Source organism: Streptomonospora wellingtoniae, from assembly GCF_031845375.1.
Lineage (GTDB): Bacteria > Actinomycetota > Actinomycetes > Streptosporangiales > Streptosporangiaceae > Streptomonospora > Streptomonospora wellingtoniae.
The window spans coordinates 91,428-115,238 of the sequence record NZ_JAVREK010000009.1; the positions used below are offsets into that span (position 1 = coordinate 91,428).

The 23,811-nt window shown below is 73.4% G+C and carries 20 protein-coding genes and 1 pseudogene; 13 read left to right on the plus strand and 8 right to left on the minus strand.

All coding sequences use genetic code 11. The annotated features are described in order from the left end of the window. The first annotated feature begins 109 nt into the window (after nt 1-109). The gene (locus tag RM446_RS10610) at nt 110-586 is read left to right on the plus strand and encodes a nitroreductase family deazaflavin-dependent oxidoreductase (protein WP_311545045.1); all 477 of its coding nucleotides are present in this window, start codon (nt 110-112) and stop codon (nt 584-586) included. Nucleotides 587-687: 101 nt separating this feature from the next. On the opposite strand, the gene RM446_RS10615 is transcribed toward RM446_RS10610, so the two are convergent. Then, the gene (locus tag RM446_RS10615) at nt 688-1,155 is read right to left on the minus strand and encodes an NUDIX hydrolase (RefSeq protein ID WP_311545046.1); all 468 of its coding nucleotides are present in this window, start codon (nt 1,153-1,155) and stop codon (nt 688-690) included. A 283-nt stretch (nt 1,156-1,438) separates the two neighbouring features. Between RM446_RS10615 and RM446_RS10620 the strand changes: the two genes are divergently transcribed. Then, nucleotides 1,439-3,256: a serine/threonine protein kinase gene (locus RM446_RS10620; RefSeq protein ID WP_311545047.1), complete on the plus strand. Its 1,818-nt coding sequence runs from the start codon at nt 1,439-1,441 to the stop codon at nt 3,254-3,256. Between the two features lie 55 nt (nt 3,257-3,311). Here RM446_RS10620 and RM446_RS10625 read toward each other — a convergent pair whose 3' ends face one another. The 4 genes from RM446_RS10625 to RM446_RS10640 all read right to left on the minus strand — a co-directional run bounded on the left by RM446_RS10625 (nt 3,312) and on the right by RM446_RS10640 (nt 8,959). Continuing rightward, nucleotides 3,312-4,262, minus strand: a complete 951-nt coding sequence (locus tag RM446_RS10625; RefSeq protein ID WP_311545048.1) for a MerR family transcriptional regulator — start codon at nt 4,260-4,262, stop codon at nt 3,312-3,314. Between the two features lie 102 nt (nt 4,263-4,364). After that, the gene (locus RM446_RS10630; protein ID WP_311545049.1) at nt 4,365-5,363 is read right to left on the minus strand and encodes a helix-turn-helix transcriptional regulator; all 999 of its coding nucleotides are present in this window, start codon (nt 5,361-5,363) and stop codon (nt 4,365-4,367) included. A 35-nt stretch (nt 5,364-5,398) separates the two neighbouring features. Then, the gene (locus RM446_RS10635; protein WP_311545050.1) at nt 5,399-6,532 is read right to left on the minus strand and encodes an endo-1,4-beta-xylanase; all 1,134 of its coding nucleotides are present in this window, start codon (nt 6,530-6,532) and stop codon (nt 5,399-5,401) included. 1,398 nt (nt 6,533-7,930) lie between these two features. Beyond that, on the minus strand, nt 7,931-8,959 hold the full coding sequence (locus RM446_RS10640) for a LacI family DNA-binding transcriptional regulator (RefSeq protein WP_311545138.1): 1,029 nt from the start codon (nt 8,957-8,959) through the stop codon (nt 7,931-7,933). A 172-nt stretch (nt 8,960-9,131) separates the two neighbouring features. Here RM446_RS10640 and RM446_RS10645 point away from each other — a divergent pair, with 172 nt between their 5' ends. The 4 genes from RM446_RS10645 to RM446_RS10660 all read left to right on the plus strand — a co-directional run bounded on the left by RM446_RS10645 (nt 9,132) and on the right by RM446_RS10660 (nt 14,780). Next, entirely contained in the window at nt 9,132-10,418 is a 1,287-nt protein-coding gene (locus RM446_RS10645; RefSeq protein ID WP_311545051.1) for an ABC transporter substrate-binding protein, read from the plus strand. After that, the gene (locus RM446_RS10650; RefSeq protein ID WP_311545052.1) at nt 10,415-11,386 is read left to right on the plus strand and encodes a carbohydrate ABC transporter permease; all 972 of its coding nucleotides are present in this window, start codon (nt 10,415-10,417) and stop codon (nt 11,384-11,386) included. The genes RM446_RS10645 and RM446_RS10650 overlap by 4 nt, the downstream gene beginning before the upstream one ends. Then, nucleotides 11,383-12,288 carry a carbohydrate ABC transporter permease gene (locus tag RM446_RS10655; protein ID WP_398694906.1) on the plus strand — a complete coding sequence of 302 codons (906 nt, stop codon included), beginning with the start codon at nt 11,383-11,385 and terminating at the stop codon, nt 12,286-12,288. The genes RM446_RS10650 and RM446_RS10655 overlap by 4 nt, the downstream gene beginning before the upstream one ends. Before the next feature lie 107 nt (nt 12,289-12,395). Further along, nucleotides 12,396-14,780, plus strand: a complete 2,385-nt coding sequence (locus RM446_RS10660) for a beta-xylosidase/alpha-l-arabinosidase (RefSeq protein WP_311545053.1) — start codon at nt 12,396-12,398, stop codon at nt 14,778-14,780. A gap of 198 nt (nt 14,781-14,978) precedes the next feature. Here RM446_RS10660 and RM446_RS10665 read toward each other — a convergent pair whose 3' ends face one another. Next, nucleotides 14,979-15,584 (minus strand): flavin reductase family protein, encoded by a 606-nt coding sequence (locus RM446_RS10665; protein ID WP_311545054.1) that lies wholly within the window; start codon nt 15,582-15,584, stop codon nt 14,979-14,981. A gap of 403 nt (nt 15,585-15,987) precedes the next feature. On the opposite strand from RM446_RS10665, the pseudogene RM446_RS10670 reads away from it, so the two are divergent. Together RM446_RS10670 and RM446_RS10675 are read left to right on the plus strand one after the other, a co-directional pair. Next, nucleotides 15,988-16,578: pseudogene (locus tag RM446_RS10670) on the plus strand (SDR family NAD(P)-dependent oxidoreductase); the annotation flags it as partial. Nucleotides 16,579-16,642: 64 nt separating this feature from the next. After that, entirely contained in the window at nt 16,643-17,590 is a 948-nt protein-coding gene (locus tag RM446_RS10675) for a threonine ammonia-lyase (RefSeq protein ID WP_311545055.1), read from the plus strand. A gap of 60 nt (nt 17,591-17,650) precedes the next feature. On the opposite strand, the gene RM446_RS10680 is transcribed toward RM446_RS10675, so the two are convergent. Further along, nucleotides 17,651-17,887, minus strand: a complete 237-nt coding sequence (locus RM446_RS10680; RefSeq protein WP_311545056.1) for a hypothetical protein — start codon at nt 17,885-17,887, stop codon at nt 17,651-17,653. Nucleotides 17,888-18,098: 211 nt separating this feature from the next. On the opposite strand from RM446_RS10680, the gene RM446_RS10685 reads away from it, so the two are divergent. Together RM446_RS10685 and RM446_RS10690 are read left to right on the plus strand one after the other, a co-directional pair. Then, entirely contained in the window at nt 18,099-18,539 is a 441-nt protein-coding gene (locus RM446_RS10685) for a pyridoxamine 5'-phosphate oxidase family protein (protein ID WP_311545057.1), read from the plus strand. 91 nt (nt 18,540-18,630) lie between these two features. After that, nucleotides 18,631-19,665, plus strand: a complete 1,035-nt coding sequence (locus tag RM446_RS10690) for a nitronate monooxygenase (RefSeq protein WP_398694909.1) — start codon at nt 18,631-18,633, stop codon at nt 19,663-19,665. Between the two features lie 90 nt (nt 19,666-19,755). Here the strand turns inward: RM446_RS10690 and RM446_RS10695 are convergent, their stop codons facing one another. Then, nucleotides 19,756-20,628 carry an alpha/beta fold hydrolase gene (locus RM446_RS10695; RefSeq protein WP_311545059.1) on the minus strand — a complete coding sequence of 291 codons (873 nt, stop codon included), beginning with the start codon at nt 20,626-20,628 and terminating at the stop codon, nt 19,756-19,758. Between the two features lie 163 nt (nt 20,629-20,791). Between RM446_RS10695 and RM446_RS10700 the strand changes: the two genes are divergently transcribed. The 3 genes from RM446_RS10700 to RM446_RS10710 all read left to right on the plus strand — a co-directional run bounded on the left by RM446_RS10700 (nt 20,792) and on the right by RM446_RS10710 (nt 23,770). Continuing rightward, nucleotides 20,792-21,829, plus strand: coding sequence for an oxygenase MpaB family protein (locus RM446_RS10700; RefSeq protein ID WP_311545060.1), 1,038 nt, complete (start codon nt 20,792-20,794; stop codon nt 21,827-21,829). A 33-nt stretch (nt 21,830-21,862) separates the two neighbouring features. Then, complete coding sequence (locus RM446_RS10705) at nt 21,863-22,087, plus strand: DUF3099 domain-containing protein (RefSeq protein ID WP_311545061.1); 225 nt, start codon at nt 21,863-21,865, stop codon at nt 22,085-22,087. Between the two features lie 171 nt (nt 22,088-22,258). Next, nucleotides 22,259-23,770, plus strand: coding sequence for an aminopeptidase P family protein (locus tag RM446_RS10710; RefSeq protein WP_311545062.1), 1,512 nt, complete (start codon nt 22,259-22,261; stop codon nt 23,768-23,770). Nucleotides 23,771-23,811 lie beyond the last annotated feature (41 nt).

A 23,811-nucleotide genomic window follows, 5' to 3' on the forward strand; every position in this document is an offset into this window, starting at 1 on the left:
GGGAGGGGAGGCGCTGCACGAGCGTACGCAGCGTCTCCTCGGCCGCCTGGGCCGCGGGGTCGACGACCGACACGACGGAAGCTGAAAGCACGAGCAAGAGGAGGGGCCGATGGAGATCGCCGACCGCCCGCAGCCGCCGACCGGAGCGGCCCGGCTGCTGTTCCGCGCGCCGGTCCACCTGTACCGATGGGGCCTGGGTCCGCTGCTCGGCGGGCGGTTTCTGCTGCTCAACCACGTCGGGCGTACCTCCGGACTCCGCCGGAGGACCGTCCTGGAGGTCGTTGACCGCACAGACGGCGGGGCCCCCATCGTCTGCTCGGGATTCGGCTCGCGCGCCGACTGGTACCGCAACGTGCTCGCGCATCCGCGGGTGCTCGTCCAGGTGGGCGCGCGGCGCTTCACGGCGGAGGCCGAACCGCTCGGCGCCGACGAGGGCGCCGAGTTCCTCGCCCGCTACGCCCGCGGCCACCCGCGCACCGCCGTGCGGCTGGCGCGGATGATGGGCTTCGTGGTCGACGGGTCTCAGGAGGATTTCCGGGCCGCGGGGCGCGAACTGCCGTTCGTCCGGCTGCGCCCCCGCGCCTGAGCGCCGCCGGCGGGGCACGCACACGGGAGTTCGGGAAGGCGCCTCTGCGGCCTTGGCGGCCGCGGCCCTCCGGCCGGTGATCATCACCCCGGGTCGGCTAGCTAGGGGACGTAGACGGTCGCGCCCTCGCTTCGGGCCTTGAGAGCGCCGGTCAGCCGGGGCGCGAGGGCGGGGTGCAGCATTGCGGGTGCGGTGTCGGGCTCGACGAAGGCGAAGTCGTCGAGCTCCTCCTCCTGCAGCGTGATGGGCACGCCCGCGTCCACCGAGCCGCAGTCGAAGACGAACGACAGGAACGGCTTGGGGCGCGCGCCCCGGGGTGCGTTCCACTGCACGGACAGCAGAGTCCCGGCGGTGCGGCTCAGCCCCACCTCCTCGGCGACCTCGCGCTCGCAGGCCAGATGCGGGGCCTCGCCGTCCTCGACGACGCCGCCCGGCAGCGTCCAGTGGTCGCGATAGTTGGGATCGACCAGCAGCACCCGGCCCGACTCGTCGGTGATCAGCCCGAACGCGGCCAGGTAGGCCGTGGGCAACGAGGCGAACCACTGCTCGGGAGGAAGGAATTGCGCCATACCCGCAGCGTAGGCCGTGCCGGAGGCCGCGGCGACGCGGGAGCGGGACCTGCGGACGCCGAAACCCCGGCCGTGCCGGGCGACACACGGAATAATCTACGATGTAAAGGCGCCTGTGCCGACGCGCCCACCCCCTAGACTGAACGCCGACCGAGGCGCGGGCTGCAGCCTGCACCTGAGACGGCGGGCGGGCGTCGCGGAGCGACTCGAACCGCACCCGGTGCGGCTACGATCGCAGGGATCGGGCCACCCATCGAGAGAGCGCGAAAGCGGAGGTACGGACGTGGGTCCGTTGGAGCACGGCGACCCGGAGCGCATCGGCCGGTATCGGCTGATCAGCCGACTGGGCGCCGGGGGCATGGGGCAGGTGTACTTCGGACGGTCGGCGGGCGGGCGCCCGGTCGCGGTGAAGCGCATCCACCCCCACCTGGCGACCGACACGTCCTTCCGCGACCGCTTCGCCCGCGAGGTCACCGCCGCGCGCCAGGTCAGCGGCGCCTTTACCGCCCCGGTCATCGACGCTGACCCCGACGACCGGGTCCCCTGGCTGGTGACCTCCTACGTGCCCTCGCTCCCGTTGGACGAGGCCGTGCGCAGCTACGGCGGACTGCCCGAGCACACGCTGCGCGTGCTGGCGGCGGGCCTGGCCGAGGCGCTGGGCGAGATCCACCGCGTCGGGCTGATCCACCGCGACCTCAAGCCGGGCAACGTGCTGCTGGCCGAGGACGGGCCGCGCGTCATCGACTTCGGCATCGCCCGCGCCAGCGAAGGCACCGCCGCCACCCAATCGGTCATCGGAACCCCCGGGTTCATGTCGCCGGAACAGATTCAGGGCGAGAACCTCACCGCCGCCAGCGACATGTTCGCCTTCGGCGCGGTGCTGGTCTACGCGGCCGGGGGAGTCGGGCCCTTCGGCGAGGGCGCCATGCCCACCCTGGTCATGCGCGTGATGCAGCACGACCCCGACCTCTCCGCCGTGCCCGCCCAGCTCCAGCGCCTGGTCTCGGCCTGCCTGGCAAAGGACGCGCGCGGCCGCCCGTCGCCGGGCCAGCTGCTCGACGCGATCGGCGACGTCCCCATCGGCGAGTCCTGGCTCCCGGCCCAGGTCATGCGCGGTGTGCGCGAGCAGATCGCCCGGACCAACTCCGCGCTCAGCGGCGCGGGCGCCACCGACGGCGCCGACACCGGCGGGGCGACCTCCGTGCTCGGCGGAGCGGCCGCCGGCGCCGCGGCCGGTGCGGCGGCCGCCTCCGCACTCGGCGACGACGCGCCGACCCGGGCCGCCGGGCAGGGCGGCGCCGACGCCACCTCCGTGATGGGGGCAGGCGAGGCGGGACGCACCGCACAGGAGCCGCCGCCCTACCACCCCGACGGTCTGCGGCCGGACCAGACGCGCGCCTACGACCAGGCGCCCTCCACCGCCGCCTACGGGCAGCAGACCCGCTCCTACGGCCAGCAGGGCCCCGCTCCCACCTCCCCTCACGGCACCGGCGGCCAGCAGCATCCCCCGACCGCCGCGATGCCCCCGGCACAGGACGACCCCTACGCCGGCATGTACCGCGGCGGGTCCGCAGACGCCTACGGCGCCGGCCGGCAGCAGCCCCGGGACGAGCAGCGCCGCCGCGACGAGGAGTTCCGCCGCCAGCGCGAGGAGCAGCAGCACGAGGAGCAGCGTCGCAGGCAGGAGGCCGAGCGCGCGCACCGCGAGCGCGTGCGGGCCGAGCAGGAGGCCGCCCGCCGCGCCCAGGCGCAGGCCCGCCACGCCGACCAGCCCAGCCTGTGGAGCTTCGCCAAGCTGCTGCCCCTTCTGATCATCCCGATCATCCAGATCCCGTTGGGTACGGGCGTCTCCTACGCGTGGCAGTGGTTCACCACCGAGTCGGGGATGTGGAGCGGCCAGCAGTGGTACTACCCGGGCATCTTCACCCTCGACGGGTTCTTCCACGCCCTCTACCTGGGATACTTCCTGCTGAACAACATCGTGGGCGTCGAGTTCCTCATCCGCTCGCTGCGCACCGGCTACGTGGTCGGCTCCGTGCTGGCACTGGCCGTCATCGCCGGCACGAACGGGATGCTCTACTACTACGGCTTCTGGGGCTGAGCGCCGCGGGGCCGCAGGCCTTCCGTCCCGCGGCCCCGGCCCCGTGCCCGCGGCGCTATGCCGTCCCGGCGCTCGCGCGCAGTGCCGCGATGAACCACTCCCACTCGGGCACCCGCGGCTCGAACGCGGGCCAGCCGTTGACCACGCCCATGAGCTTCCAGTAGCGCTCGACACGGCGGTCGGTGAAAACGGCGTACTCCTCGGCCAGTCGCCGCCGCTCCGCCGGGGTGTCGGCGGCCCCGCCCTCCAGCGCCGCGGCCACGAGTTCGTCGACCACCGGCCGGGCCTCGGCGGAGTCGGGCGCGACACCGGCGGTGCGGGCGCCGGCGACCGATTCGGCGATCCGCTCGGCGAGCCGGGAGGCATCCTCGGCCGGCTGTGCGAAGCTGCCGTCGGCCCGGCTGCGCTCCTGGGCGCGGGCCATCTCCCGCGCCCGCTCGCGGAAGCCGGGGTCCTGGACGAGGCCGGCCAGCTCCACCCAGGCGTCGACCTGCTCGGGGCTGGGCTCGGCGGGCAGCTCCACCTGCACCGAGCGCTGGCGGGCGACGAAGTCCGCGTCCAGGTCGAGTCCGCCGAAGACGGCGTCGTGGTAGTCGTCGATGATGCGCTGCCGCTCCTCGGCGGACAGGCGGGCGAGGTCGGTCATGAGGCTGATCTCCCGTTGTGTCGGCGTTCGATGGGCGACGGTGCTCAGCACCGCCCGGCGCAGGCGCAGCATCCGGATCCGCTCGTCGAGCGAGCGCACGTGCGCGGCGGCGATCTCGCCGAGGTCGGCCTCGCGGTCCAGGATCGATCTGATGGTCGCCAGGTCGATCCCGAGCTCGCGCAGCGTGCGCACCAGGTCCAGCCTGGCCGCGGCCTCGGCGTCGTAGAGCCGGTAGCCCGCGGCGCTGCGGGCCGTGGGCGGCACGATGCCCTCGTCGGCGTAGAACCGGATCGCCTTGACGCTCAACCCGGTGCGTCCGGCCAGCTCACCGATGGTGTGCAGGCCCTCCTGCGGTTCCATGTCCGCCATCATGGAGTCTCCCCTCACTGGAGGGTCAACCGGCTTTGGCCGAGGTGGTGCAGACGTGTCCGGGCGCCCGGACATGCGGGGGCCGCACCGGGCTCACCGCGAATAGAGCGCGGCGGCGCCACGCAGGTAGCGGGCCAGGGCGGAGCGCAGCTCGGCGGGCTCCAGCACCTCGATCTCCGGACCGTAGGCCGCGAACTCCGAGGTGGCCATCGCCACCGACTCGACCGGAAGCTCGGCCTCGCACCAGCCGTCCGCGCCCGGTTCCAGCCCGTCGGCGCCGGCGGCGGTGATCGGGGAGGACAGGGCGCGCATCAATTCCAGACCGCGGCGAGTCAGCCGCACCCGCGTGCGCAGCCGGTGCCTGCTCTCCTCGAACTCGCGCGACCACTGCGCCCACGAGGCGGCCAGGTCGAAGTCCGCGGGGCGCTCGAAGACGTCGTCGTGCACCTGGAGGCCGCACACCCGCGAGACCCGGAAAGTGCGGGGGCGCAGCGGTCCGGCGTGCGCGGGCCGGTGCCCGTCGCGGTGCGGCCGCGCGAGGAAGTACCAGGTGCCCCCCTTGAGCACGACGCCCAGCGGGTCGAGCCGCCGCCGCACCTCGGTACCGTCCCACCGGCGGTAAGCGGCGTCGACCGTGTTCTGCTCCCACACCGCGCCGGCGATCGCGCTCAGGTGCGGGGTCTCTTCTGCCGTTCGCCACCAGCCCGGCGCGTCCAGGTGGAAGCGCGACCGCACCCGCTCGGCGCGCTCGCGCTGCTGCTCGGGCAGCGCGGCCAACAGCTTGAGGTCGGCCGCGGCCATCTCGGCGCCCAGCCCCAGCTGCGCGGCGGTCTCGGGCAGGCCGGTGAGGAGCAGAGCGTCGGCCTCGCCGGCGGTCAGCCCGGTCAGCCGGGTCCGGTAGCCGTCGAGGAGGCGGTATCCGCCGCCCGCGCCGCGGTCGGCGTAGAGCGGGATTCCGGCACCGCTCAGCGCCTCGGTGTCGCGGTAGATCGTCCGCTCGGAGACCTCCAGGGCCGAGGCCAGCTCGGCCGCCGTCATCCGCCCGCGGTTCTGCAGGAGCAGCACCAGCGAAACCAGTCGGCTCGCACGCATGCACCCAGTATGCGGCGTGTACCTGACAACCGGAGTCAGTCGTGCTGCGCCGGTGTGCCGTAGCCGGTGGGCGCGGCGCCCGGGCCGGAGGGTGCCGCGTCGGGGGAGAAGGGCGTTCCGCCGATCCCCGCTTTACTCAGCTCCTCCTGCAGTGCACCGAAGGCGAGCTTGGGCGAGTAGTCCTGGTCGAAGGGCAGTGCGGCGCCCTGGCCCGGGAACCAGGAGGGGATCCAGGAGTCGGCGTCGCCCACGCCCCACACCGTGACCCCGGTGCACCGGCTGACCTTCAGGCAGTTGCGGACGACCGTGCGGTAGTCATCGGCCTGGGCGCGCAGTTCGGCCTCGCGCGCGGGCATGTCGATGCTGATGTCGAGCTCGGTGATGGTGACCTCCAGCCCGAGGTCGGTGAACCTGCGCATGTTCTCGACCATGTCGCCGGGGACGTCGCCCACGCTCAGGTGGCTCTGGAAGCCGATGCCGTGCAGCGGGACGCCCTGTTCCAGCAGCGACTCGGCCAACGCGTAGAGGGCGTCGCTCTTGGCGTTGCGGCCCTCGATGCTGAAGTCGTTGATGTAGAGGCGCGCGTCCGGGTCGGCCGCGTGGGCCGTGCGCAGCGCATCGGCGATGTAGCCCTCGCCCAGCGTCCGAAGCCACAGGTTGCGGCGCAGCTCGCCGCCGTTGTCGCGGAACGGCTCGTTGATCACGTCCCAGGCGTACATCCGCCCCTTGAAATGGCCGCCGACGACGGTGCGGATGTGGTCGTGCATGATCGAGCGCAGCTCATCGGGACCGAAGTCCCCGTCGGACAGCCACTCCGGGTTCTGGTTGTGCCAAAGCAGCGTGTGGCCGCGCATTTTCTGGCCGTTCTTCTCGGCGAAGTCGACCAGGGCGTCGGCGTGCGAGAAGTCGTACACACCGCGCTCCGGTTGCACAGTGTCCCATTTCATCACGTTCTCCGCCGTTAGCGAGCCGTACTGCTCGCCGAGGAGGGACCGGTATTCGCGGTTCTTCTCCAACAGGTACGGGTTGGCGGCGGCGCCGATGCGGATGCCGTGATCGGCGGCGAGGTCGCGCAGCGGCACACCGCCGGCCTGCGTGGGTACGGCCGTCGCCCGCACGGCGACCGCGGCCAGAAGGACGAAGAGCAGCAGGCCTGCGCCAATCGCCATGAGATGCGATCGCGGGGCTCGGTGCTTGACCATGGGGCCCTCTTTCGCTGGCGGTTCGCGGGCGCCGGCGCGTCCGGCGCCCGGCGGCCCGGCGGTGCACCGCAGAGCGGGCCGCATCTCGATCATCCCAGTCCGTCCGCGAAACGCCGGGAACTTTGTCCGGTTGCGATCGCGTGTCGCACGGCGGCCCTGTACCCGCCCGCGGATCCCTCCGCTCGGCGGACCGGGAGCAACCGGCGCGCCCCCGGGCCTGCGGGTGCTTTCGGGCCGGGCCGCCTCCGGTGCGCGCTGGCCGGGGCGGCGCGCGAGAACGGCCGCCCGCCGCGTGCCCGCGCCGCCGGGCGGGCTGGTGGCTCGGACCAGTACTGCGCGGACGCCGCGGGACTGAGAAACCGCCGCGCCGCAACAGTGAGGGAGAGGGCGGGGGATTTCGGGCGGCCGAGGCTCGTTGAGGTGCGGCTTCCGAGTTTCGAGCTAATTTCGGTATGTGACCCCTTGGTGTCTTATGGCGACCATGTTAAGTTCATCACGTCTGGGAGCGCTCCCAATCGGGGTGCAGGTGGCCGCCGTTCTGGACGTGTACGACCCGAAGGGAGCACCCCGTGGGCCGACCATCCCGTCGACGCAGCTGTACGGCCGTTCCACCCTCGCACACCGGATCGGCCTCCGCCGACGACCGCACCGCGGTGCCGGCAGCTCGGCCCGCTCACGCGGCCCGGCACGGCGCCCGCCCGGATCCCCCGGGCCCGTCCGCCGCCCTCCGCCGCGGTTGACCGCCCATCGCCGCCGGCGCGACCGCCTCCGCCTGTCCGCCACGGCCGTTGATCCGGGCCGGGGCACGCGCACGCGGCCGCTCGGCGACACCCGGCCAACGGACCATGACAGTGAGGAAGCGCCATGACCGACCCGAGTCGCGCCCGGCTCCGCCGGCGCGTGTGCGCACCCCGCCAGCGGGACGCCGTCGGAGCGGGTGGCACGCCGACCGCGGGGGTGGACGGGAGCGGCACGGACGCCGGCGCCGGCTCACCACCCGCCTCCGGCAGGCGGTTCCGGGCGGATCCCCTGCGCCCGGACACGCCTGCGCCCCCGCGCCTTGGCGGGCTCCGCCCCCGCGGCGCCCGCCGAGGGCGGATACCGACGCCTCAGCGCGTCGCCCCGGACCCTGGGACCGGCCGCATCCATATCACTGCGGCCTCGTGCGGCCGGTCCCAGGCCGGCAAACCCGGACGGCGCCACCGCCGACACCGAGCCCTCACTGGAAGACGGCGTCCTCCCGCCCCTTGAGGGCGCCGCGATGACGAGGGGCGGGACGGCTGCGGTCCCGCCCCTCGTACATGTGTGTGACAGGCCGATACGGCGCGGTGCCCCGGGAAACCGGCGCAGCGCCCCGCCCGCACGTCAGCGGCGCCGCGGCGCCGCCGTGCTCTGCCGCACCACCAGGTTGGTGGCGAGGTCCAGGCGCAGGTTGGGCGGCTGCTGGCCGCGGCTGAGCATCAGTGCGAGCCGTGTGGCCTCCTCGGCCATCTCGGTCAGCGGCTGGCGCACCGTCGTCAGCGGCGGACCGACCCAGCGCGCGACCGGCAGGTCGTCGTAGCCCACCACGCTCAGGTCCTCGGGAATCCGCACACCCAGCTCGCGCGCCGCCTCGTACAGGCCCATGGCCTGCAGGTCGCTGCCGGCGAAGATCGCGGTGGGCGGGTCGGGCGAGGTGAGCAGATCGCGGCCGTGGTTGTGGCCGCCCTCGATGTGGAAGTCGCCCGAACGCACCAGGTCGGGGTCGACCGGCAGGCCGGCCGCGTCCAGCGCGGAGCGGTACCCGTCGATGCGCGCCCGGCTGCACAGCACGTCGGTGGGTCCGCCGATCACCGCGATGCGCTCGTGGCCGAGCTCGATCAGGTGGCGCGTGGCCACCAGGCCGCCGTTCCAGTTGGCCGAGCCGATGGACGGCACCGCCTCGTCGGTGTCGCCGGTGGGGTCGACGACCACGAACGGGATGCTGCGGGCGGTCAGCCGCGCGCGCTGGTCGGGGGCCAGGTCGGAGAAGACGAGGATCGCGGCCGTGGACTGTCGGCCCAGGACCGCCTCCACCCACGCGTCGCGCGGGGTCTGCTCGCCGCCGGACTCCGAAAGCACCACGCTGAGGCCTTCGGCGCGGGCGATGCGCTCCACGCCGCGGATGACCTCTATCGCCCACGCACTGTCCAGTTCGTGGAAGACGAGGTCGATCGTCGGCGACCGCCCGGCGCCGGGGCCCCGGCGCCGGCGATAGCCGTGCCGGTGGATGAGTTCCTCTACGCGCGCGCGGGTTTCGGGCGCGACGTCGGCGCGCCCGTTGAGGACCTTGGAGACCGTCGGCACGGATACCCCTGCGGCCTCCGCAATTTTCGAGATCGTCACGGGCTCGGATCCGGCGGGGCCCTGGGGCATCGGGGCGGGTTCTGCTGTCACAAGCCTGCATTTTACTGGGCGTCTCCCAGTGGTGCCGCAGGGGGAGGGTGACGAACTTCTCGTGGACTATTGACGCTTGTCATGGCAGCGCCGTAAATTCTGGCAGCACGCATTGCGATAACTTGTCCGATAGTTTCGATAGGACGTAGCCATGACTCCCCATAGGGCCGGCACCGCTGGCGCACTCGCGCTGCTCCTGTTCACCGCCACCGCATGCGGCGGCTCCGGAGGCTCTGGAGGCGGCGACGGCGAGATGAACGTACTCATGTACCAGGACTCGCTCGCGGTCGTGCAGAAGAACGCCGCGAAGCGGTTCAACCAGGAACACGACTCCACCAAGGCCGTCATCCAGGAGGTCCCCGGCGACGGCTACGAGGACAAGCTGCGCACGGTCATGGGCTCGGGCCAGGCCCCCGACATGTTCTTCAACTGGGGCGGCGGCAGCATCGAGCCCTACATCGAGCAGGAGATGCTCCTGCCCCTGGGGGCGACGCTGCAGGCGAACCCCGAGATGGAGGAGGCGTTCATCCCCTCCATCCTGGAAGCCGGCAAGGTCAACGACACCCAGTACGGCGTCCCGCTGCGCGGCACGCAGCCGGTCATGCTCTTCTACAACGAGCAGGTCTTCGAGGACGCCGGCGTCGAGCCGCCCGAAACCTGGCAGGACATCCTCGACTTGGTCGACACTTTCAAGAAGGAGGGCGTCACCCCCTTCGCCCTCGGCGGGGCCACCCCCTGGACCGAGCAGATGTGGATGCAGTACCTGGTCGATCGCAAGGGCGGGCACGAGGTCTTCCAGCGCATCCAGAACGGCGACCCCGAAGGATGGCGGGACCCGGCGGTGCTGGAGGCGGCCGAGACCGTGCAGGACCTGGTCGACCGCGGCGCGTTCGGCGAGAACTACGCCTCGGTGAGCTATGAGGAGGGCGCCGCCTCGGCCCTCCTCTCCGAGGGCAGGGCCGCGATGCACCTGATGGGCTCCTGGGAGTACTCCACGCAGTTGGCCGACGCCCCCGAATTCGCCGAGGAGCACCTGGGCTACACCGCGTTCCCCGAACTGCCCGACGGCGACGGCAACCCCCAGGCCGTGGTCGGCAACCCGACGAACTTCTTCTCCGTCACCGACGACGGCGACACCGAGGCCGAGGTCGACTTCCTCAAGCAGACCTACAGCGACCCCTACGTCAAGGAGATGGTCGAGAACGGCGAGGTCCCCACGACGACCAACGCCGAGCAGATGATCGAGAAGCACTCGCCCAACCCCGACTTCGCCACCTACCAGTACGAGATGGTCCGCGACGCGCCCACCTTCCAGCTCTCCTGGGACCAGGCGCTGCCCCGCTCGCAGGCCGAGCCGATGGTGACCGAGATCGAGAAGCTGTTCAACAAGCAGAGCACGCCCGAGGAGTTCGTCGACAACGTGGCGGCCCTCCAGTGAGCGTTCTCTCGCCCAACCGGAGCCAGCGCCCGGCGTCGGCCCGGTCCCAGGCGCGCACCGCCGGTCGCGGCGGTGCGCGCTCCGGGGCGCCGCGCGCCGGACGTCCGAGCGCCTGGTGGGGACTTCCCGCACTGCTGTTCTTCGGCTTGTTCGCCGTGCTGCCCATGGTGCTGGTGGTCTACCTTTCGCTGACCACCTGGGGCGGGCTGGGCTCCCCGCAGTTCGTCGGCTTCGCCAACTGGACGCGGTTGCTCGGCGACTCCGTCATGCACCGGGCCATCGGCCTGACCCTGATGCTCACCGTCGGGAGCTGGGCGGTGCAGACGCCGATCGCGCTGCTGCTCGGCGTGTGGGCATCGGGCCGCCAGCGCAACCGCGCGGTGCTCTCGGCGATCTACTTCGTGCCGCTGCTGCTGTCCTCGGCAGCCATCGCCATCATCTGGCGGGCGCTGCTGGACCCCAACTTCGGCCCGCTCGCCCAGATCGGGCCCCTGATCGGGGCGCCCGGACTGGACCTGCTCAGCAGCGAGTCCGGTGCGTTCACCGTGATCCTGTTCGTCAGCGCCTGGCAGTTCATCCCGCTGCACACCCTGCTGTACCAGGGCGGCGCGCGCCAGATCCCCGAATCGCTGTACCAGGCCTCCGAGATCGACGGCGCCGGACGCTACCGCGCGTTCTGGCACATCACGCTTCCCCAGCTGCGCAACACGATCACCACGTCGTCGGTGCTGATGATCGTGGGATCGCTGACCTATTTCGACACGGTGCTGATCATCACGGGAGGCGGGCCCGGGCACGCCACCACGATCGTGCCGTACCTGATGTACGAAGCCGGGTTCGAGAACTACGAGTACGGTTACGCAAGCGCCGTGGCCTGCGTTCTGGTGGCCGTGGCCACCCTCGCCTCGCTACTGATGGTGCGCTTCACCGGATTCGGCTCCATGCGCAGCACCCGGGAGGGGATGTGACCGCGACCTCTCCGCCGACCGCCGGCCGGCGGACTCCGCGCCCGCGCGCCGCCGGACCGGACAAGGGCAGGCGCCTCCGCAGTTGGCGCCAGCGCCCCAACCCCGTCGCGGGCCTGGGCGCCTTCGCCTGGCTGCTGGTGGTGGGCGTGCCCCTGTACGCCCTGCTGGTTGCCACGTTCCAGCAGACCTCGGAGTACCGGGCGGCCGGACCGCTGACCATCCCCTCGGATCCGACGCTGGGCAACTACGCCAGGGCGATCGAGAACGGGCTTGCGGGCTTCGTGCTCAACACGGTCGTGGTGACCGCGGTCGTAGTCGCCATCGTCGTGGCACTGGCCGTGACGGCGGGCTATGCCATCGTGCGCACGCGCTCCCTGATGACCAACTCGCTTTTCCGCGTGTTCCTGCTGGGGCTGGCCATCCCGAACCAGGCGGTGATCATCCCCGTCTACCTGATCATCATCGAGATGGGCCTGTACGACTCGCTGCTCGCCGTCATGCTGCCGACCGCGGCCTTCGCCCTGCCGGTATGCATCCTCATCCTGACCGGGTCCATGCGCGACATCTCCGACGACCTGTACGAGGCGATGGAGCTGGACGGCGCGGGACCGGTGCGCATGTTCTTCCGGCTGGTCGTACCGCTCTCGCGGTCGGGCATCAGCACCATCGCGGTCTACGCCGCGCTGCAGGCCTGGAACGGGTTCCTGTTCCCGCTGATCCTGACCCAGTCCCCGGACAAGCGGGTCATCACCCTCGGCCTGTTCGAGTTCCAGGGGTTGTACCGCGTCGACATCCCCGGTCTGCTGTCTGCGGTCGTGCTGGCGACGATCCCCCTGTTCATCGTGTACCTGGTCGCCCGCCGCTCGCTGGTAAGCGGCCTGATGGGCGTCGGCGGAAAGTAGCCGGCGGCGGGCGCCGGCGGTCCGTCGCGGGCGCCCGCCGCGCCCCCACCGCAACCAACAGCCACCGGGAGTCCCGCGCGGGACTCCCCAATGAATAAGGACGGTATATGTCGCCGCATTCCAACCTCGCCCCCTGGCAGGACGCCGCGCGTCCGGCCGCCGAACGGGCGGGCGAGGTGCTCCGGCTCATGACCTTGGAGGAGAAGGTCGCCCAGCTCTACGGAGTCTGGGTGGGCGCCGACGGATCCGGTGAGGGGGTCGCCCCCCACCAGCACGACCTGGCCGAGGCGCCTCCCGAGTGGCAGCGGGTCATCGCCGACGGACTGGGCCAGCTCACCCGCCCCTTCGGCACCGCCCCCGTCGACCCGGCCATGGGAGTGCAGGCGCTGGCCAACTCCCAGAAGGAGATCGCGGCGGCCAACCGGTTCAACATCCCCGCCATCGCGCATGAGGAGTGCCTCTCGGGGTTCGCGGCCTGGCAGGCGACCGTCTACCCGACTCCGCTGGCCTGGGGCGCGTCGTTCGACACCGATCTCGTGGAGCGGATGGCGGCCCAGATCGGCACCTCGATGCGCCGTGTCGGCATCCACCAGGGCCTGGCTCCGGTGCTGGACGTCAGCCGGGACCCACGCTGGGGCCGCACCGAGGAGACCATCGGCGAAGACCCTTACCTGGTCGGAACCGTGGCCACCGCCTACGTGCGCGGGCTGCAGTCGACGGGCGTCGTCGCCACGCTCAAGCACTTCGCCGGGTACTCCGCCTCGCGCGCCGGACGCAACCTCGCACCGGTCTCGGCGGGCACGCGCGAGTTCGCCGACCTGCTGCTGCCCCCGTTCGAGATGGCGGTCGCGCTGGGCGGCGCCGGATCGGTGATGCCCTCCTACACCGCCAACGACGGCGTGCCCGCCACGGCCGACCCCGGCCTGCTCACCTACCTCCTGCGCGAGGAGTGGGGCTTCACAGGAACCGTGGTCTCCGACTACTTCGCCGTGAGCTTCCTGGAGACCCTGCACGGCATCGCCGGGTCGGGTGCCGAGGCCGGGGCCGCGGCGCTGGAGGCCGGCGTCGACGTCGAGCTGCCGACCCTGCGCAACTACGGCGCCCCGCTGCTGGAGGCCGTGCGCGAGGGGCGCGTGTCCGAGGAGTTCGTGGACCGGGCCGCGCTGCGTGTACTCACCCAGAAGTGCGAGCTGGGCCTTCTCGACCCCGACTGGACGCCGTTTCCGGCCGAGTCCGCGGAGGCGGAGGGCCCAGGCGGCGACGCCGCGGCCGACGTCGACATCGACCTGGACCCGGCTGAGCACCGCGTGCTGGCCCGCCGCCTGGCCGAGGAGTCGGTGGTGCTGCTGGCCAACCCCTCCGGCGCGCTGCCGCTGGCGGGCGGGCGCCGCACGGCCGTGGTCGGCCCGCTGGCCGACTCCACCGAGGCCATGCTGGGCTGCTACTCCTTCCCCGCCCACGTCGGACCCTCCCACCCCGACATCGGGATCGGTATCGGGGTGCCGACCCTGCTGGAGGGGCTGCGCGCCGAACTGGGGGGCGCCGAGCTGGACCACCGGCGCGGCTGCGGCGTGGACGACCCCGATACCTCCGGCATCGCCGAGGCCGCGGCCGCCGCCGCGGCCGCCGAGGTGTGCGTGGCCGTGGTCGGCGACCGGGCCGGGCTCTTCGGCCGCGGGACCTCGGGCGAGGGCTGCGACGTCGCCGACCTGGCACTGCCGGGCGTGCAGCACGAACTGGTCGAGGCGCTGCTGCAGACCGGTACCCCGCTGGTGCTGGTCGTGATGAGCGGGCGGCCCTATGCGCTGGGCGGCCTCGCCGAGCGGGCGGCGGCCGTGGTGCAGGCGTTCTTCCCCGGCGAGGAGGGCGGCCCGGCGGTCGCGGGCGTGCTGTCGGGACGGGTCAACCCGAGCGGCCGGCTGCCTCTGGCGGTGCCGAGGGACGGCGGCGGCCAGCCGGCCTCCTACCTGGCTCCGGCCCTGGGTCGGCGCAGCGAGGTCAGCTCGGTGGACCCCTCCGCGCTCTACCCCTTCGGCCACGGCCTCTCCTACACCTCCTTCGAGTGGACGGACTTCCGGGTGCACGGGCGGCCCGCGGGCTCCGGCGACCCGGTCGCGACCGCCACCGACGGCTCCTTCACCCTGGGCTGCACGGTGCGCAATACGGGAGCGCGCGCCGGTACCGAGGTCGTCCAGCTGTACCTGGGCGACCCCGTCGCCCGGGTGAGCCGGCCGGTGCGCGGCCTCACCGGCTACGCGCGGGTCGAGCTGGAGCCGGGCCGGGAGCGGCGGGTGGAGTTCGCCGTACCGGCCGATCTGGCCGCCTACACCGCCCCCGACGGGCGGCGCATCGTGGAGGCCGGCGACCTCGACCTGTCCCTGGGGTCCTCGTGTGAGGAGCTGCGGCACACCGTCCGCGTGCGCCTGGAGGGCCCCACCCGGGAGGTCGACCACACCCGCCACCTGGTGAGCGAGGTCGCCGTGGCCGACTAGATGTGATGTTCCGGCAGGCGGCACCGGGGCGGCGCGCGGGGCCTGTATCCCGTTGATCTTGTAGCTATCGTGAAGGAAAACGATTTCCAGTGACGATGGCTACAAGATCGACGGTGCCGTGCCGGGTGCAACCGGCCGGCTCCGCTCCGCGGCGCGCGACGGTCCGCCGAGTCCGGGGCGCCGCGGCGGTTCCCCGGCTCACTCGCCGGGCCAGTCCGCGTAGCGGATGCGGCGCAGCGACGTCACCTCGCCGAGCGTGCCCCATTCGTCCTTGCCCAGGCGCGCTATCGGCCGCAGCAGGCTGATCTCCGGATGCCCCTGCGCCAGCACGGACTCCTCGACCGCGGCGTGCACCACCTCGCCGAAGACGACAGTGGAGTCGCCCAGGAGCAGCGTCGAGTGCAGCCGGCACTCCAGTACGGCGGGGGAGTCGGCCACCCGCGGCGGCGCGACAGCCGCGCTGTGCTCGCGGCGCACGCCCACCGCGTCGAACTCGCTAACCTCCGGAGGGAAGTCGGTCGCGGTCGCGTTGATCTCGCGCTGCAGCCACTCCGGCGCGAGGTTGACGACGAACTCGCGGGTCTGCTCCACGTTGCGCAGGTGGTCCTTGCGCCCGACCGAGGTGAACTGCACGATCGGCGGGTTCGCGCAGGCCACGGTGAAGAAGGAGTGCGGCGCGAGGTTGTCGACCCCGGCCGCCGAGACCGTCGAAACCCACGCGACGGGCCGCGGCACGACGGTCGCCGTCAGCAGCCGGTAGAAGTCCGAACCGGCGGTGGACCGGGGATCGAAGTCGACTCGCATGGTCCGCAGTATCCACGGCAACGCGCCCGCGGGCCAATTCGGCGACGCGCGTCCCGCGGAAGCAGCGGGAGGCGGCGCGGTGCCCGGTCGCCAGCGCGGGATCCCGCCGGGGCGGCCGGTCAGTCCAGCCGGATGGCGCTGGTGAGCAGGGGCAGCAGCAGGTGCGTCAGCTCGCCCGGGTCCAAGCCGAGCCGGCTGGCGACCTCGTCGCACGCCGGGAAGCTCGTCGCGGCGCCTACGACCGCGGTGGCCCGCCGCCCGTCGAACGGCGGCCGCAGGCGGTCGGCGGCGGCCAGCCGCTGTACGAGCGCCTCGATCTGCCGGTAGCGCCAGGACTCCCGGCCCGAAACGACGTCCTGGGCCTCGCGATCCGGGGCGCGGCGGCGCCGCCGCGGAGCGGGTCTCCGCTGGGGGAAGGGCCGTGCCGGTGCGGCTCGATGTGACCGACTCCGCCGGCGTCCAGGCGGTGGCGGACATGCTGCACCGCCACTACGGGCGGCTGGACGTGCTGGTCAACAACGCCGGAACGGTGGTGGAACGGCTCGCGGTCGACACCACGGCAGCGGAGATGCGCCAGAACTACGAGGTCAACACGTTCGGCGTGGTCACCGTGATCCGCGCCATGCTGCCCCTGCTGAAGAACGCGGCGGCGCCGCGCGTCGTCAACGTGTCCAGTACCACCGCTTCGCTGGCAATGACCAGCGGCGGGACCGACTTCGGCGGGGACGCGGGCAGCCGTATGGCCTACTCCTTCTCGAAGGCGGCGCTGAACATGCTCACCGTCCAATACGCTCGCGCCTTCGCGGAGACGCCCGAGTTGTCCCACATCACGATCAACTCGGCCACGCCGGGCTTCACCGCCACCGACCTCACGCGGCATCGCGGCACCCGTACCGTCGAGGAGGGCGCCCGGATCATCGTGGACCTGGCCACGGTGGCCGACGGCGCCACCACCGGCGGATTCTTCAACGACCGGGGGCCGGTGCCCTGGTGAGCGGACCCGCGCCGGAAGGACCGCCGCCCGGGCGCGCGGTGCCCCGCAGGGGCATACTGCCCGCATGGATCTGATCACCTCCGCCGATGTGGCCGCGGCCGCGGAGCGCCTGGCCGGGATCGTCGTGCGCACGCCGCTGGTGCCCTGCGACTGGGCGCCCGGGGAACTGCTGGTGAAGCCCGAGAACCTGCAGCCGGTCGGCGCCTTCAAGCTGCGCGGCGCCGCCAACGCGCTCGCCCGGCTTCCGCCCGAGCGCCGGCGGTCGGGCGTGATCACCCACTCCTCGGGCAACCACGGCCAGGCCCTGGCCTATGCGGCCCGCGCGCACGGGCTCCGCTGCGTCGTGGTCGTGCCCGAAGATGCACCGCGGGTCAAGGTCGAGGCGATGCAGCGCTACGGCGCCGAGATCGTGGAGGTGGAGCCGGCCCGGCGCGCCGCGACGGCCCGCGGACTCGCCGATGAGCAGGGACTGGCACTCGTGCCCCCGTTCGACCACCCCGACGTGATCGCGGGCCAGGGCACGGTCGGCAGCGAGATCGCCGCCGACCTGCCCGGCGTCGAGACGGTCCTGGTTCCGGTGGGCGGCGGCGGGCTGGCCGCGGGCGTGGCCACCGCCGTCAAGGCCCGGTGCCCCGGGGCGGCGGTGGTGGGCGTCGAACCCGAACTCGCCGCCGACGCCAAGGAGAGCCTGGAACGCGGGCGGCTCATACCGTGGCCGCCGGAGCGTACCGGGCGCACCGTCGCCGACGGCGTGCGGGTCGGGCCCTCCGAGCTGACGTTCGCGCACCTGCGCGCACGGCTGGACGGGATCGTCACGGTGGGCGAGGAGGAGATCCTGGCCGCCGTCGGCGCGCTGGCGCGCAGCGCGCGCCTGGTGGCCGAGCCCAGCGGCGCTGTGGCCACGGCCGCCTACCTGGCGGGCCGTACGCCTCCCGGGCGCACCGTCGCGGTGCTCTCGGGAGGCAACGTGCTGCCCGAGGTGCTGGCGCGCGCGGTCGCCGCCGAGCGGTGAGGCCCGGCGGTGCGCCGCGCACTGCGCCGCGGGTCCGCGGCGCCAATCGGCGCCGCGGGTTCAGGCGGGCTGGTGCGCCTGCGGTCGGTGCCGGGACTTCCCGCCGCCGTCCGCCTGCTCGCAGGCGCCCGCCGCGGCGTCTGCGGGCGCGCCCTCGCCGGTGCGGATGCCCGCGCGCTCGTCCAGGCGGCGCTCGCGCGCCTCATGGGCGATGTAGGCCGCTCCGCCGAGCAGGATCAGCCCGATCCCGGCCAGGATGACCACGAGTCCGGTCATCAGGAGTTCGTTGTCGACCACTGCGGGCCACCTCCGCTGCTCGATGGGCGTGACGCCTTTCGGATTCGATAGTAATCACCGTTAACTAAGGTTTCCGGTGTTTCCGCGCGTGAGTCGCGCCATAGTTCCGGGGCGCGACCGGCCGGTGTCGGCGCCGCCCTGGAGGGAAGGACTGACCACAGCGGGCGACCGCGCGCCCGGCCGCTCCGCGGTGGTGCACGGAAGGAGGCCCATGGCCACGATCGAAGACGTCGCCGGCGTCATCGGCCAGGGCGGGCACCTGGCCGTCGTCTCGACCGCACGCGCCGACGGCTCGATCCAGTCCACCGTCGTCACCGCCGGAATCGCCGGTCATCCGGTCTCCGGCGAACGGGTGGTCGCCTTCACCACCGCCGGCCGCAGCGCCAAGCTCCGCTTCCTGCGCCGCCGCCCGCAAGCCACGATCGTCTTCCAGTCGGGCTACCACTGGGCCTCCGCCGAGGGCGCGGTGGACCTCGTCGGCTACGACGACCCCTATCCCGGCGTCGACGGCGAAGGGCTGCGCCTGCTCCTGCGCGAGGTTTTCACCGCGGCCGGAGGCGCCCACGACGACTGGGGCGCCTATGACCGCGCGATGGCCGAGCAGCGCCGCAGCGCCGTACTAATCAGACCGGCCCGCATCCTGGCGATGTGACGTCCGCTCCGCGCCGGCCGCACCCGCGCGCAAGGACCGGGTGCACGTCGGCGCGGGGCGCCGTGCGAAGCTGATGGCCGGTTTGTCCGGCATGTCAGAAGGATGTGGGTTGGGGATACTTCAGGAGCTCGACGTTCCCGTGGTCGCGGCACCGATGGCCGGGGGAGTGAGCACGCCCGAACTCGCCGCCGCCGTCAACGCCGTCGGCGGCCTGGGATTCCTCGCCGCCGGATACCTTTCGGCGGAGGCGATGACCGAGCGGATCGGCCGGCTGCGCGCGCTCACCGCGCGCCCGTTCGGGGTGAACGTGTTCGTCCCCGACCGCGACGCCGCCGACCCCCGGGCCCTGTCCGCCTACCGGGAGCGGCTGGCGGCCGAAGCCGCTCGCCTGGGTGTGGAGACCGGGCCCGCGCTGTGGGGCGACGACCGGTACCGGGACAAGCTCGCTGCGCTGCGCGCCGACCCCGTGCCGATGGTGAGCTTCACCTTCGGCTGCCCCGCTCCGGACGAGGTCGCGGCCCTGCGGCGCGCGGGCACCGAGGTGCTGGTCACCGTCACCACGGCAGAGGAAGCCGACGCCGCCGCCGAAGCGGGGGCCGCCGCGCTGTGTGTCCAAGGCGCCGAGGCGGGCGGCCACCAGGCCTCGTTCGAGGACACCCACGAGCGCAGCACCCCGCTCGCGCAGCTGCTGGCCGAGGTGCGCGGCCGGGTGCGCGTGCCCGTCGTCGCCGCGGGCGGGATCGCCGACGCGGCGTCGGCGGCGCGCACCCTCGCGGGCGGCGCGGTCGCCGCTCAGCTGGGCACCGCACTGCTGCGCACGCTGGAGAGCGGCGCTTCGAGGGTGCATAAGGACGCCCTGGCGCGGGAGCGCTTCACCCGCACCGTGGTCACCCGCGCCTTCAGCGGGCGCCGGGCGCGCGCCCTGGCGAACCGGTTCGCGGCCGAGCACGGCGGAGTGGCTCCAGGCGCCTACCCGCAGGTGCACCACATGACCGCGCCCATCCGCGCGGCCGCCGCCCGCACCGCGGACGCCGAAACGCTGCACCTGTGGGCGGGAACGGGCTTCCGCTCAGCGTCCGAACTGCCGGCCGCCCGCGTGGTCGCCGGCATCGCGGCCGGCCTCTAGCGCCGTTGATCTTGTAGCTATCGTATAAGGAAATCGTTTTAATTCACGATAGCTACAAGATCAACGGGGAGGGCGGGGGTGCGGGTCCGCTCAGTCCTCCTCGGCCGCGGCCAGGTGCTCCAGCAGCGGCGGGATCGTCCGCTCGGCCGCCTCCTCGGGGAGCCAGTGCGAGAACCCCTCCAGCTCGATGTAGCGGTAGGGCGCGGCGACCCACTCGCCGGTGCCGCGCGCGGCCCGGGCGGTGAACGCCACGTCGCGGGTGCCCCACACGTACAGCGTGGGCACGCTGATCGCGGGGGCGTCGGTGGAGCCGCCGTCCAGCCCCAGTGCGCGGTACCAGTTCAGCGCCGCCGTGAGCGCGCCGGCCTGCGCGAGGCGGCGGACGTTGTCGGCGACCAGGTCCTCGGGCACCCGGCCCTCGTAGACGCCGACCAGGCCCGCGGCGTCGTTGTCGAGCAGCGACTCCTCCGCGGCGCCGGGGGTCTGGAAAAGGCGGATGTAGGACAGCGCCTCGCGCTGCTCGGGCGATGCGGCCACCGCCTCCGACAGCGCGGCGGGGTGCGGTGTGGAAAGCGCCGTCAGGCTCGCCACCCGCTCGGCGTGCCGGGCCGCCGCGGGCCAGGCGACCACTCCGCCCCAGTCGTGGCCGACCAGGTGGAAGCGCTCGGCCCCGAGGGCGTCGGCGAAGGCCGTGACGTCGCCCACCAGCTCCGGCACCGCGTAGTCCTCGGCGTTGAGCGGACGGGCCCCCGGCGAGTAGCCGCGCTGGTCGACCGCGACCGCGCGATAGCCCGCCTCGGCGGCCGCCGCCAGGTGCCGGCGCCAGCACGTGGCGAACTCGGGGAAGCCGTGCAGGAACAGCACGAGCGGTCCGTCGGCCGGTCCGGCCGCCAGCGCGTCGAACTCCAGGTCGCCGCGGCGCAGGGTCAGCGCCTCGGTGTCGGGGGCGAGAATGTCCGCCATGTCTGCCTCCAGCTGGTGGGTGGAACCCGGCCCGGGTAAGGCTACTCCGCCCGCTGTGCGGGACCCGTGCGGTGGCTAGACTCGGTGGCGTCGTCGCGGTGAACGTCCGGACTCCGGCCGGTCGGCCGACCGACACGGTTCCGGGCGGACAGGGAGCGGGCCGATGCAGCCGACCGTCGCCTCACCCCGAAGCGCCACGTGGCGCGTGCAGATCGACCGCGCCATGTGGGTCGCGGGCGTGCGCGCCCTCATGCTGCAGGCGCTGCATCCGCTGGCGATGCAGGGGGTCTGGCAGTGCTCGGACTTCATGGACGACCCCACAGGACGGCTGACCCGCACCGCCGACTTCGTCGCCACCACCACTTACGGCACCCCCCAGGAGGCCGCCGACCTGGGCCGGCGGGTGCGCGCCGTGCACGCCCGACTGGGCTTCACCGACCCCGCAACGGGGCGGGCGCACCGCGTCGACGAGCCGGAACTGCTGCTGTGGGTGCACTGCGCCGAAGTGGTCTCCTACCTGGAGGTCGTCACACGCGCGGGGGTGCGGCTGAGCGGGCGCGAGGCCGACTCCTACTTCGCCGAGCAGACCCGGACCGCGGCCCTGGTCGGACTGGACCCCGCCGAGGTGCCCGCCTCGGTCGCGCAGATGCGCGCCTATTTGGCGCGGACGCGCCCGCTGCTGTCGGCCACGCCCGAAGCCGCCGCGGCCGTGCGCTTCCTGCTGTGGCCCGCGGTGCCCGAGCGGCTCAGCGGACTGGCGTGGCTGAAACCGCTGTGGCTGCCGGTGGGCGCGCTGTCCTACTACGCCCTGCCCGACTGGGCCCGCCGCGCGTACCGCGTCCTGCCCGAGCCGCCCGGAGTCGGCGCTGCGACCACCGCCGCACTGCGGGCGGCGCGCGCCGGTCTCGACCGCATGCCCACCCCGCTCTACCTGCGCCTGTTCGACCGCGCCACCGTGGAGCGGGCCGTCCGCGCCCGCGAGCGGCTGGCGGCCGCGGGATACGACGTGCGCGGCGGGTTGGCGGCCCTGACGGACCCCGCCACCTGGCCGGACGCGGAAAGCGCCCATGAGCGGGGGCGTGCGGCCCGACCGGCAGCCGGCCGCACCGGGCCGGCGCGGGGGACGGCGGCGGCGTCCGGGGCCGCGGGCGGGCCGACACGCCCGCCGGGCCGCCCGCAGCCGGATCGGCGCCTCCGCTGACCGGAGCGCCGGGATCGGAGCTAGGCTGGAAGCATGCGACGGCGCAAGCGCCGCTATGTCGGACTGATGACCGCCTGCCTGGTGCTCTTCGGCGGGTCGCTGCCCGTCTACCATCTGCTGGGCACCGGGTGGGCGCTGGCGATGTGCGCCGTGGCCATGGTGCTGCCGCCCATCGCGGTGATCGTCGGCAACTCCGCCGACCCCTCCGACCCCGAGGACCGGGACACCCGATACGGGCCGAACGCGCCGCCGCGCTGACCCCCGCCCCGGCCGGGTCCCCGCGATGCGGGCGTTGCTGTGCCCGGGGGCGCGGCCGCGGTCCGCAGGCGGCGGATCGGCGCCGGTGTGCGCCTCCGCCCGGCCGTAGGATGGAGAGGGGCCGCCACAAGCGGCCCCACCAGCGTCGAGCCGTGACCGGGAGGCACAACCGTGAGTGAACACCACAGCAGCGAGCCCGAGGCGGAGGGGGACGGCGCCGCCCAGGCACCGGTGTTCACCCCGCGCAAGAACGGCCAGTCCCAGGGGGTGTCGGAGGAACTCGCCGCGTGGATGCGCACCGGGTGGGCCGACACCGAGATCCGCGATCCCGAGCCGATCGAGCAGGCCGCCTACACGGCCAAGCGCCGCGCCGCCCTCAGCGCAAGCTTCCCGGGCGAGCGGCTGGTCGTCCCCGCGGGCAACCTCACGACCCGCTCCAACGACACCGAGTACCCGTTCCGGCCCTCCTGCGACTACGTCTACCTCAGCGGCGACCTCTCCGACGACGGGTGCGTGGTGCTGGAGCCCCGTCCGGGCGGCGGCCACGACGCCACCGTCTACCTGCGTCCCCGCTCCAATCGCGAGAACGGCGAGTTCTGGCTCGACGGACACGGCGAACTGTGGAGCGGGCGCCGCCACAGCCTCGCCGAGTCCGCCCAGCGCCTGGGCGCCGACACCGACGACGTGGGCCGCCTGCCCGACGCGCTCCGCGACGCGCCGGCGGTTCCGGTGCGCATCCTGCGCGGCCACGACGCCTCCCTGGACGACGTGGTCGCGGGCGTGCGCGCCGACACGGCCGAGGACGGCGCGGCCGCCGCCGAACGCGACGAGGAACTGGCCGTCGCCCTGCACGACCAGCGGCTGGTCAAGGACGAATGGGAAGTCGCCCAGCTGCAGCGCGCCGTCGACGCCACGGTGCGGGGCTTCGGCGACGTCGCCGCCGCGCTGCCCGGAGCCCGGGCCACCTCGGAGCGCTACATCGAGGGGACGTTCTTCCTGCGCGCCCGCGTCGAGGGCAACGACGTCGGCTACGGCACCATCGCCGCCTCCGGCCCCAACGCCACCACGCTGCACTGGATGCGCAACGACGGCCCAGTGCGCGAGGGGGAACTGCTGCTGCTCGACGCCGGCGTCGAGACCACGACCCTCTACACCGCCGACGTCACCCGCACCCTGCCGGTCTCGGGCCGGTTCGACCGTGTGCAGCGGCGCGTGTACGAGCTGGTCTACGCCGCCCAGGAGGCGGCGATCGCGGCCGTCGCGCCGGGGCGCTCCTTCACCGGATACCACGAGGTCGCCCAGCGCGTACTGGCCGAAGGGCTGGTCGAGTGGGGCCTGCTCGACGGCCCGGCCGACCGCGTCGTCGAGCTCGGCCTGCAGCGGCGCTACACCCTGCACGGCACCGGGCACATGCTCGGTCTGGACGTGCACGACTGCGCCCGGTCGCGCACCGAGGTCCACCTCTACGGCGAGCTGCGGCCCGGCACCGTGCTCACGGTCGAGCCGGGGCTGTACTTCCAGCCCGACGACCTCACCGTGCCCGAGGAGCTGCGCGGTATCGGCGTGCGAATCGAGGACGACGTCCTCGTCACCGCCGAAGGCAACCGCGTGCTCTCCGCTGCGCTGCCGCGCGCCGCCGACGACGTCGAGGCCTGGCTGGCCGAGCGCCTGCCCCGCGGTTGAACCCGTCCGTGCGGTGTCCGCACTCGCGGCGCGGGCACCGC

Coding starts and splice junctions, on each gene's coding strand:
- RM446_RS10610 (WP_311545045.1), top strand. CDS start 110: ATGGAGATCGCCGACCGCCCGCAGCCGCCGACCGGAGCGGCCCGGCTG.
- RM446_RS10615 (WP_311545046.1), bottom strand. CDS start 1,155: ATGGCGCAATTCCTTCCTCCCGAGCAGTGGTTCGCCTCGTTGCCCACG.
- RM446_RS10625 (WP_311545048.1), bottom strand. CDS start 4,262: ATGGAACCGCAGGAGGGCCTGCACACCATCGGTGAGCTGGCCGGACGC.
- RM446_RS10630 (WP_311545049.1), bottom strand. CDS start 5,363: ATGCGTGCGAGCCGACTGGTTTCGCTGGTGCTGCTCCTGCAGAACCGC.
- RM446_RS10635 (WP_311545050.1), bottom strand. CDS start 6,532: ATGGCGATTGGCGCAGGCCTGCTGCTCTTCGTCCTTCTGGCCGCGGTC.
- RM446_RS10640 (WP_311545138.1), bottom strand. CDS start 8,959: ATGCCCCAGGGCCCCGCCGGATCCGAGCCCGTGACGATCTCGAAAATT.
- RM446_RS10645 (WP_311545051.1), top strand. CDS start 9,132: ATGACTCCCCATAGGGCCGGCACCGCTGGCGCACTCGCGCTGCTCCTG.
- RM446_RS10660 (WP_311545053.1), top strand. CDS start 12,396: ATGTCGCCGCATTCCAACCTCGCCCCCTGGCAGGACGCCGCGCGTCCG.
- RM446_RS10665 (WP_311545054.1), bottom strand. CDS start 15,584: ATGCGAGTCGACTTCGATCCCCGGTCCACCGCCGGTTCGGACTTCTAC.
- RM446_RS10675 (WP_311545055.1), top strand. CDS start 16,643: ATGGATCTGATCACCTCCGCCGATGTGGCCGCGGCCGCGGAGCGCCTG.
- RM446_RS10685 (WP_311545057.1), top strand. CDS start 18,099: ATGGCCACGATCGAAGACGTCGCCGGCGTCATCGGCCAGGGCGGGCAC.
- RM446_RS10690 (WP_398694909.1), top strand. CDS start 18,631: ATGTCAGAAGGATGTGGGTTGGGGATACTTCAGGAGCTCGACGTTCCC.
- RM446_RS10695 (WP_311545059.1), bottom strand. CDS start 20,628: ATGGCGGACATTCTCGCCCCCGACACCGAGGCGCTGACCCTGCGCCGC.
- RM446_RS10700 (WP_311545060.1), top strand. CDS start 20,792: ATGCAGCCGACCGTCGCCTCACCCCGAAGCGCCACGTGGCGCGTGCAG.
- RM446_RS10705 (WP_311545061.1), top strand. CDS start 21,863: ATGCGACGGCGCAAGCGCCGCTATGTCGGACTGATGACCGCCTGCCTG.